General features: G+C 70.5%; 4 protein-coding genes and 1 pseudogene. 1 reads left to right on the top strand and 4 read right to left on the bottom strand.

Annotated features, from left to right (window positions below; translation table 11 throughout):
* Positions 1–42: 42 nt before the first annotated feature.
* A complete protein-coding gene (locus AB0M54_RS26375) occupies positions 43–5,283 on the bottom strand; it encodes a HEAT repeat domain-containing protein (protein WP_364474233.1) in 5,241 nt (1,746 codons plus the stop codon).
* Positions 5,280–5,666 carry a toll/interleukin-1 receptor domain-containing protein gene (locus tag AB0M54_RS26380; RefSeq protein ID WP_364318665.1) on the bottom strand — a complete coding sequence of 129 codons (387 nt, stop codon included), beginning with the start codon at positions 5,664–5,666 and terminating at the stop codon, positions 5,280–5,282. The genes AB0M54_RS26375 and AB0M54_RS26380 overlap by 4 nt, the downstream gene beginning before the upstream one ends.
* An 829-nt stretch (positions 5,667–6,495) precedes the next feature.
* Here AB0M54_RS26380 and AB0M54_RS26385 point away from each other — a divergent pair.
* The gene (locus tag AB0M54_RS26385; RefSeq protein WP_364474235.1) at positions 6,496–7,461 is read left to right on the top strand and encodes a hypothetical protein; all 966 of its coding nucleotides are present in this window, start codon (positions 6,496–6,498) and stop codon (positions 7,459–7,461) included.
* Between the two features lie 138 nt (positions 7,462–7,599).
* On the opposite strand, the gene AB0M54_RS26390 is transcribed toward AB0M54_RS26385, so the two are convergent.
* Both AB0M54_RS26390 and AB0M54_RS26395 read right to left on the bottom strand, forming a co-directional pair.
* Positions 7,600–8,832: an alkaline phosphatase D family protein gene (locus tag AB0M54_RS26390; RefSeq protein WP_364474237.1), complete on the bottom strand. Its 1,233-nt coding sequence runs from the start codon at positions 8,830–8,832 to the stop codon at positions 7,600–7,602.
* Between the two features lie 19 nt (positions 8,833–8,851).
* Positions 8,852–9,172, bottom strand: a pseudogene (locus tag AB0M54_RS26395) (PhoD-like phosphatase N-terminal domain-containing protein); the annotation flags it as partial.
* Between the last annotated feature and the right edge of the window lie 193 nt (positions 9,173–9,365).

The raw sequence follows: 9,365 nt of genomic DNA on the forward strand, positions 1-9,365 counted from the left end.
ACAACGCCGACCGACGCGTGGCACACCGCGACCCACTCACGCTCAAGGCCGTGAACGCGCCTTTCGCGTGAGTGGGTCGTCTCGCATCCGCAGCGGCAGTTTGCGCGAAAGCGCTGCATAGCGAGCCCGGATCTCCTCGACCGGACGATGCAGCCGTCGAGCCATCAGCGCCACCCGGCGCCCTTCGATCAGTTCGGCCGGATCGAAATATGGGGTGTCGCCGTCGCCCTCCCTGGTGAGCAGGGCTCGATCCACAAGATCGGGTGTGGCCCAGGCAGCGGCTCTGAGCCAGTCGCGCCGTGTGCTGACAGCGGCATGCCGTAGGCCACGGCGGGTCAGCCGTCGGGCGTAGTCATCCCCGAAATACGCCAGCGCGGCAACTATCGACCTACGGTCGTCGCCTGCGGTATTCGCAATGCGTGCGCGTAGCGGCGGCAAGGGCCGAGGGTCACCCATGCGGCCGAGCGCCCAGGCGACCCGGGAGGCCAGCCAGGGATCAACATGATCCGCGAGCTGCCGGAGCCGGAAGGCGGCCCGGCCGTCGGCAAGCAGTCCGAGGGCGTTGGCGACGGAGCCCCGCATCCGGAGGGAAGGATCGTTCAGGCCCTCGCGAAGATGAATGGCCACCTCGGCGTCACCCGAGCCCCCGAGGGCTATGGCCACCGAGGTTCGCACGTCGAGGTAGTGGTCGTTGAGCCGTTCGAGCAGGGCGGGGACAGCATCGGAGCCGGGGCGGAGCCGAAGTTCCCACGCGGCGGTCTCGCGCACGGTGGGATGAGGATCGTTGCGCAGCGCGCTGATCAGCAGTGGTCGGGTCGCGTCGGGTGCGATGCGGGCCAGAGCCTCGACGGCCTTGGCTCTGACCCCGCCGTGCGGACTGGTCGCCAAGTGCTGGAGTGGCTCGAGTGACTCGGTGTCGCCGAGAAGGCCCAGAGCCCATGCCGCGGCACGTCGAACCTGAGGATGTGAGTCGTCCAGGGTCGATCGCAGGGTCGAAAGGGCTCCGAAGGTGTCCAAGTAGCCCAGTGACCAGCAGGCCGCGCTCCGAATTCGCCAGTATGGGTCCTGAAGCAGGGGGACGAGGTCGGCCCCTATCGTCGCCACGCCTAGATTCCCGACCGCCACGGCAGCGGCTTCGCGTATTTCCTTGTGGGGATCCGTCAGGCGGCCGACGATCGCGTTGCCGGCACGCTGATCGCGCGTTTGGGCCAGAGCGGACAGCGCCGCCGAACAGACCTCGATGTTGGGGTCGTTCAGCCGGGCGACCAACGGCTCGAACGCCGACTGAGCGCCCAGTTTGCTCAAGGCGGAGACCACCCATCTGCGGACGTTCGGGTCCGGATCAGCGAGGGCATCGATGAGATCGGGTGCTGTGTCCTCGGCGCCCAGCTCACCGAGGCCGTAGGTCGCCCACAGCCGTTCCTCTGAGTCGTCCGCCGTCAGCATCTCGATGAGACGCTTCCGCGAGGATCGGGCGCCCAGCCGGCCGAGCGATCCCGCGGCCCGTGATCGGACACCCGGGGCGGGATCGTCGAGCAGCCGCATGAGCCGCCGGATCGGTTTACTCACGCGCTGGCTGCCGAGCGACTGAGCGGCTTCCTCGCGCACCTCGGCGACCGGATCGGACAGCGCGTCGAGCAGAGGGTCCACCGGGCGTGGGTCGAAGTGGTGGTAGAAGGCACTGGCCACGCCGACACGCAGACGTGGATCCGGTTCCTTGAGCATCGGGCGCAGGGTGCTGAACAGGGTGTGATCGGGATACCGACCCAGGCCCTCAACAGCCGCGAGCCGTGTCGGCATGTCAGTATCATCGGCCAACGACAGCAGGCGGTCCCGGACCCGGGAGTCGATCGACTTGCCGAGAATCTCGGCCACTCGGCGGCGATTGGCCGGCGTGTCGTCCGCCGCCGCTTCCGCGATGGTCTGGACGGCCTGATCGTCGTGGAGGAGCGAGAGCGCGTTCAGCGCATACAGCCGCTCGTCGGCGTCATCGTCGTCGAGCGCTTTCCGGAATCGTTCGGCCGGAAGTGCCACCTCGAAGCGGGCGAGCACGGGCAACACCGCGGCCGAGGACAGCGCCGCGATCTGATCGCAAGCACGGTTTCCGAGGAGTTCGCCCAGCGTCCAGCTCAGCCAGAATTCGTGATCATGGGGATCGTCGGACAGCCGGCCGAGAAGGTGCGGCGCGGCGTCGGTGTGGCCGAGACTGCCCAGTGCGGAGATGAACCGCCACGTCTGCTTCTCGTCCGCCGTTTTCATCGCGTCGAGCACGGCGGTGCCCGCTTCGCTGCTCCCCAGGTCACCGATGGCTTCAGCGATGTGTCCGGCCGCGTCGCCGACGCTCGTGCGGAGGGCGGAGACGAGCGCGGGAACCGCTCGGCGATCTCCGCTGCGGCCGAGAGTGACCGCGGCGGCCGACCGTACCTTCGGATCATCATCGCTGAGACATCGCATCAGCGGTGGGACCGCGCTGTCGGCCGGCACGCTCGCGAGCGCCCTCGCGGCCGCCGCCCGAACCGACGCGACCTCGTCCTCGAGCCGCGCGATGACATGGGGGATCACCGAGGTCAGCCCGGATGTGCCCAGCCGGCGCACGGCGGCCGCCCGCACGAGCGGATCGGCGTCGCGGGCGGCGTTCACGAGGGGATCGACCGCCTCGGTCCATCGCCGTGCACCGAGCACCCTGGTCAGCAGGACTAGCCGCGACGCAGGCATCGCGGCCGGGTCGATCGTCCGCTGGATGCTCCTGGCCTGGTTGTCGGTCAGCCGCCAGGCACACGTTTCCGCGTTGTCCGCGAGCCGGCCGAGCGCCCACGCGGCCGTCACGGCCAGTTCGTCGACGCCGTGGAGCAGGTCGAGCAGCCGCGCGGCGGCCCGGTCGTCGCCGAACGTCAGGTGTCCGATGATCAGCGCCGCCCGGAGCACCGTCTCCCGGTCGTCGGCCGCCAGGTCCTGGATGCGTGCTTCCTGCCAGCTCGCCAACTCGTCGGGAGCGTTGGGTGCGGAACGGCCGATCACCTCGCCGATCAGGGCGACCAGGTCGGTCGAAGCGTTGCCGCTCTGGGTGCGGAACTCGGTGAGCAGGTGGCTGACCAGCTCGCCGGACCAGCGGGAACTGGCGAGCGAACGCACGGCGTCATGGATCTCGCGTTCCGGACCGTCGAACGGCAACGTCCGGACCAGGCGCCGCAGCACCGTCCGGGCCGCGTCCGGTCCCGCGTTCGGCTCGTCCTGGAGGCAGCGGGCGGCGAAGACGGTCCGGGGTGTCGACGATGCGGGGTCGCCGTCGTCCGGGCCGAGGATAGCCCGCAGCACCGGGTCGACGTCGTCGTCCGGGCAGAGGGTCACGGCGAGTCGCACGGCCTCCTGCCAGGAGCGGTCGGCCGACGAGTCGGAAGGGACCGGGTCGTCGAGGCGGGTCGCGAGGACGGCGATGTCGTCGGCCAGCCCGCGGTCCGGGTCCTTCCCGGGGAAGCACCGTTTCACCAAGGCGCGTGCGGCCAGGTACTCCTGGAACGTCAGGTGGCGGAACTCGAAGACCGGCACGTCGTGCACCCGACCGGCCTCGGTCAACAGGCCGGTGCGGTTCTCCATCAGCTGGATGAACTGGGCCGGCGTGCGTTGGGCGACGGAGTACTGCGTCGGATATTCGTCGCGCATCCGAGCCAGCAGAGTGATCAGGTCGTCGTCGGTGATCTGCTGGGCGCCCCGCACCGACATGTCGTACGCCATGTAGCCGAGTTGTGGCACCGCCTCGCGGGCGTCGACCGGCCGGTCGACCTCCGGCCGCCAGTTCAGCAGCACCTTGATCGCCTCCCGGTACAGGTCGGCCCGGTGCTCCGGCAGCTTCCCGACCGTACGTTTGACCAGGACCATCGTCGTCAGCAGCATCGGGCTCCCGGTGAGGCGTTCGATGCGGTCGGTTCCGTGGATGTCCTTGCTGATCTCGGCGGCGATCGCCTTGTGCCGGTCCGGTGGCTCGTTGAGCGCGCACCAGCGGCGGATGAAGTCGTCCTTGTCGCGGCGGCCGAGTTCGGCCAGCGTGACGTGTTCGAAGCCGCGCCCGATGCGGTAGCCCATCTCGCGGTAGCCGACGATCCGGCTGGTCACGATGACCGGCGCGGCCGGGTAGGCGAGGTGGATCCGTTCGAGCTGTTCGCAGAAACGGGCCCGGGCGGTGGCGTCGGCGATCTCGTCGAGGCCGTCGACCAGAAGCAACGCCGAGCCGTCGGCCAGCCGCCGGAGCAGGCTGGACCGCAGGACGTCGACGTGGTGGTCGGGGAGTTCGGCCCGCCGCAGCACATGGGTGAGCATGTCGGCGAGCGGACCGTTGAGCTGGTCCGCGCTGAGATCCCGGCAGCGTACGAGGACCGGTAGCCAGTCTTCGTCGGGCAGCGTCTCCACGGCCGGCAGGTCGGACCAGTCCGGGTCGCCGCGCAGCTTGAGCAGGAAGGCCGTGGCGAACCAGCGCAGCATCGTGGACTTGCCGGCGCCGGGATCACCGAGGACGACAAGGCGGCGCGACACCCGCAGGCGGGCGCCCGGGCCGACCGGGACGTCCCGGGACGCCGATTGGGCGCCGGTCGGCCTGGACCGATCGGAGCCAGGACTTCCGCTGTCCGGCGACCCGCCACCGGAAGTGGCCCGTCGACGTTCGATCGCGGTCAGCCCGCCGGCGTCCGGTGGGTCGCCCGCCTCCCGTTCGACCCGGACCTTGAGCGGCACGAACAGGGTTCGCAGCATCAGTTGCCGGGTCGCCGTCCGCCGGTCGCTCGGCAGGTTGGTCAGGTGGATCAGATCGCAGGCGTCCAGGAGCAGGTTGCGGTAGGCCGCCTCGGCCCGGGCCTCCGCCTCGTCGGCCGGCTCGGCCGAGGGGTCGACCGGGTAGTGCCGGGCCAGCGCGGCCAGCAGTTGCTGAACGGCCCGGCCGGGATCGAGCCAGTAGGCGGCGATCGCGGCATCCAGCGTCAGCGGCTCGAGGTAGGCCTCCTCGTCCATCTCCAGTCCGAAGACCCGTACGCCGGAATAGCGGCGGGTGGCGTGGACCAGCCGGTGTGCCCATCGACTGCCGGCCGCTCGGGCCGTGCCACACAGCACGACCGGGCCGCCCGAGGTGAGCACCCGGCCGGCCTCGGCGACCAGGCTCTCGCCGACCAGCACCGTGCCGGAGTGCACCACCTCGTATCCGGCCGCCACCAGCGGCGCGGCCAGCCGTTCGGCCTGCTCCTCGTCGCCCTGCGCGTGAGCGATCAGGATCGGGCGACGGCGCGGCGGGACGGTCATCGGATGGCCGCCAGCAGGCGGCTCACCCCGCCGTCCCAGTTCCGGCCCAGGTCGGCATACTTCAGATCGGCGAGGATGGCGGGGACCGCCCCATCGGTCAGCCGGACCGGCAGGATCTTGACCGGATGCCCGTTGAGCTGGCGTGCCAGCATGGACATCCACTCCCGGCTCATCCACGGCGACTCGACGCCGGAGCTGGAACAACACAGGACCAGATAGGTGGTCCCGGCCAGCCCGGACGACATGCGCTCCACGATGGAGTCGCCGATGTCGATCCGCCACTTGTCGAACCAGACCTCATGCCCGGCGTCGCGGAGAGCCTCGGCCAATCGGCGCGCCTCGGAGCTGTCGGGCTGCCGGTAGCTGACAAAGACGTCCGCCATGGGCGCTCCCTCGATAACGATGACGCCGGATCGTAAAGGTACAGCCACTCTTGGTGAAATACGAGGCGATGTCCACCGAGGGGGGAGCCAGGAGTTCGGTCAAGAACGCACGTTTGAAGTCGTAACCGCGGGGTACGGCTCTCGTTTCTTACTGCGAAACGGATGACGGTCGTGACGCTGAGGGGTCGCCCGCCGGTCCGGCTGCCTTGTCCCGGGCGCCGATCGGTTCCCCTGGCTGTCCCGCGCGACCAGTAGGCGCCTCGCGCGCCTGCCGTCCCTTCCCTGCGGGGGGCCTTGTCCCGGGCCCCCCGCCCCCTAATCTCCCGGTGGATAATCCTCGTCGATCGAGGAGGGCCTCCTGAGAGCCAACGACGCTTACTGGTCCCACCGCAACCGTCCGGCCCGCGCCCGTCTGCGTGGTCTCGCGCGCAACCCGGCGATACCGGCCGGTCTGCTGCGCCGGCTCGTCGACGAGCAGTTCACCGAGGTCAAGTACGACCTGCCGGCCCGCCGGGTCTGGACGGACGAGCAGTTCGAGGCGCTGCGCACACATCCGGCCCTACCTCTCCGCTCCCGCCGAGCGGCGGCCGGCCCGCACCTGCCGGTGGCGCTGCTGGAGCGGATCCTGGCCGATGCGGCCACGCTGCCCTCGCAGGACGCCGCCGACACCCGCGAACAAGCCGTCTACCTGGGATAAGACCTTGATGGGGTACGCGCACAGCACGGCACCGCCACCTCCGCGACCTGATCAGGGGGCAGGCCGTGAAAGCGAGTTTCGCGTGACGGGTGGGTCTGTCATCATCGGCGCCATGATTTCTTGCCTCACCCGATGACGGCGCACGCCCGCCTCTGGGGCACGCTGCCCTCCCGGTACGCGGACCGTCGCGTCGCCACGTCCACGGTCGACGCCGCCGGGCGCATCGTCGCCTTCCTCGTCGCCCCCGATGCGCGGTGCTGGGTGCGCGGCCCTGCGCCCGACCCCTACACCGCGACGATCGTCGTGCTCGACGGCAAGGACGTCACCGAGGTCGCCGTGCCCGACCTCGACCTGCAGTTCCCGAAGGTCGACGTGCTGGGCGACGGCTTCGTGCTGGCCGACGCCCGCTGCCGGATGCCCGAGGGGCCCGCGCCGGAGTCGGTCGCCGAGCTCGAGGCCCAGATTCCCCGCAACGCCCGCGTGATCGGCGCGGACGGCTCGACCCGAGGCACCTTCCACGCCGGCGACGGCATCGAATACCTGACGACCGACGCGGCTGGCGACATCTGGATCGGCTACTTCGACGAGGCCTCGGTCTGCGTGCCGCTGCCGGAGCGCCCGCCGCGTTCGCGTGGCCGGGCCGAGCCGGCACGGCCGTTCCGGACGATGTTGGACAGGCCCGGGCTGATCCGCTGGACCGGGGACGGCACCGCGGCCTGGCTCGCCGCCTACGACGGCAACGGCCCGCGGTCCGGGTGGCTGGACTGCTACTCGCTCAACGTCGGCGCGACCCGGACCTGGGCGTGCCCCTACACCGGCTTCCCGCTTGTGGAGATCGACGGCGCGGGGGTGCGATGCGTTCGCCGGAATCCGATCCACTGGGCGTTCGCCGTGCTGGTGGCCGGCGACCGGCTGGCCTTCGCCACGTACGACGACGGGGAGGTGACGATGCGCTTCGGGCGGGTCACGGACGGCCCGATCGAGGCCACCACCAGCGAGCCGCTCCACCTGCCCGGATCGGCGCCCCGCGCGGTGGCCGCCCGTGACGATCGCATGTGGATGGCGGTCGGCTCCTCCTGGCACGTCGTCACGATCTGACCGGGCCGCGTCAGCGGCGGGCGGGACCACTCACACACGTCGCAGGGAGGGCGGCCGCGGAAGCGGAGCGTGCGGCCGCCCGGACCGGCCTCGGCGGGAGCAGCGGTCAGTACCCACCACCCCGCTGCGACAAATATCTTAAGAAGCGCGAATCGGGCCTGCGGTTCGGGTGCGGGCGAGGGGCACGGGTTCCGCGGTGACCGAGGCGATGCCGGGGCGGCCGTTCTCGACGACGAACTCGGCGGCCGTGCGGATCTGTGCCTGCTCGGCCCACACCGTGTCGACGAGGCGGAGGCTGCTCAGCGTGCGGGAGCGGTCGACGTCGACCCGGACGTAGCCGCGCTGGTTGTCGATGTAGCGCCAGTGCGGGCTCTCGGCCATGATCGGGTCGTAGGTGCGGTGAAAGGCCGCGACGTCGGGGTTGCCGCCCGAGGTGATCGACGTGCCGGTGATCTCGGCGCCGACGATCGGGGTGGACGGGTCGTCGAAGTCGGTGCGCAGGTCGCAGGCCCAGGTGCAGTGGCGGTCGCCGGTGAGGACGATCGGGTTGGCGACCCGGCCGGAGCCGAAGAACTCCAGCAGCCGTCTGCGCTGCGCCCGATAGCCGTCCCAGTTGTCCAGGTCGAACGTCTGCGCGGGGCCGGCCGTGCGGTCGTTCTGCGCCCACATCACCTGGTTGGCCAGCAGGTTCCAGCGGGTGCCGGCGTTGCGCAGGCCGTTGGTCAGCCAGCGCTCCTGCTCGGCCCCGGTCATCGTCAGCGACGGGTCGAGCGCCTGCTCGCGGGTCTCCACCTGGTCGCTGCGGTACTGGCGGGTGTCCAGCACGTGCACGCTGGCCAGATCGCCGAAGCGGAACCGGCGGTAGACCTGCATGTCGAGCCCGCGCGGCAGCGACTTCCGCCGGAGCGGCATGTGCTCGTAGTAGGCCTGGAAAGCCGCGATCCGCCGCGCGCGGAACGCCTCAGGCGTCTGGAGCTGAGGATCCTGCGGGATCTCGTCGGCCCAGTTGTTGTCGATCTCGTGGTCGTCGAACGTCACGATCCACGGGAACGCGGCATGCGCGGCCTGCAGGTGGGGGTCGGTCTTGTACTGGGCGTGGCGGTTGCGGTACTGCGCCAGGTCGAGCGGCTCGCCGGCGCCCTTGTGGACGCGGCGGGCGTTCGGGTTGGGCGCGCCCTCGTAGATGTAGTCGCCGAGGAACGCGACGAAGGCCAGGTCTTCCTCGGCCAGGTGGGCGTAGGCGGTGTAGAAGCCCGCCTGGTAGTCCTGGCAGGACGCGAACGCGAAGCGCAGGTTCTGGGGGCGGGCGTTGTCGGCCGGGGCGGTGCGGGTGCGCCCGACCGGCGAGATCTCGACGCCCTGAACCGACATCAAGTTGATGGATGGCGCGTAGCCCGCGCACGTCCACGTGCACCGAGTGCGCGAGGTCGGCGGTGGCCTGCTTGGTGCCGGACGCCACCACCCGGCGGAACCGTTCGTCGGTCGCCACCTCCCAGCGCACCGGCACCGCGCTCGCCGGCAGGCCGGACGTCGGTGCGAGGCGTGTCCAGATGACCACCGCGTCGGGCAGCGGGTCGCCGGACGCCACGCCGAGGCGGAACAGCCCGTCCGGCAGCGGCGGTCCTTCCTGGCGGATCAGGATCGGCCCGGCCGCGATCGCGGAGGCTCCGGAGACGAACGTGCGTCGGCTGATCGGAACGTCTAGAGACATGCCTCGATGCGACGCCCCGATCGTTACGCGCTTTCAACGGGCGCCCGGACCAGAGTCGAAATCATGCGGTCGTAGCGGGGTGGGTGGTGCTGACCGCTGCTCCCGGTACCCCTTTGTCAAGGGGTGCTGGGAGTGTGGGGTGGTTTAGGCTTGGGGTGGCGGGTTCGGGTTGTGACTTGTCCGAAGTGTCGAT

This window comes from Actinoplanes sp. NPDC051470 (genome assembly GCF_040682035.1).
Taxonomy (GTDB): Bacteria; Actinomycetota; Actinomycetes; order Mycobacteriales; family Micromonosporaceae; genus Actinoplanes.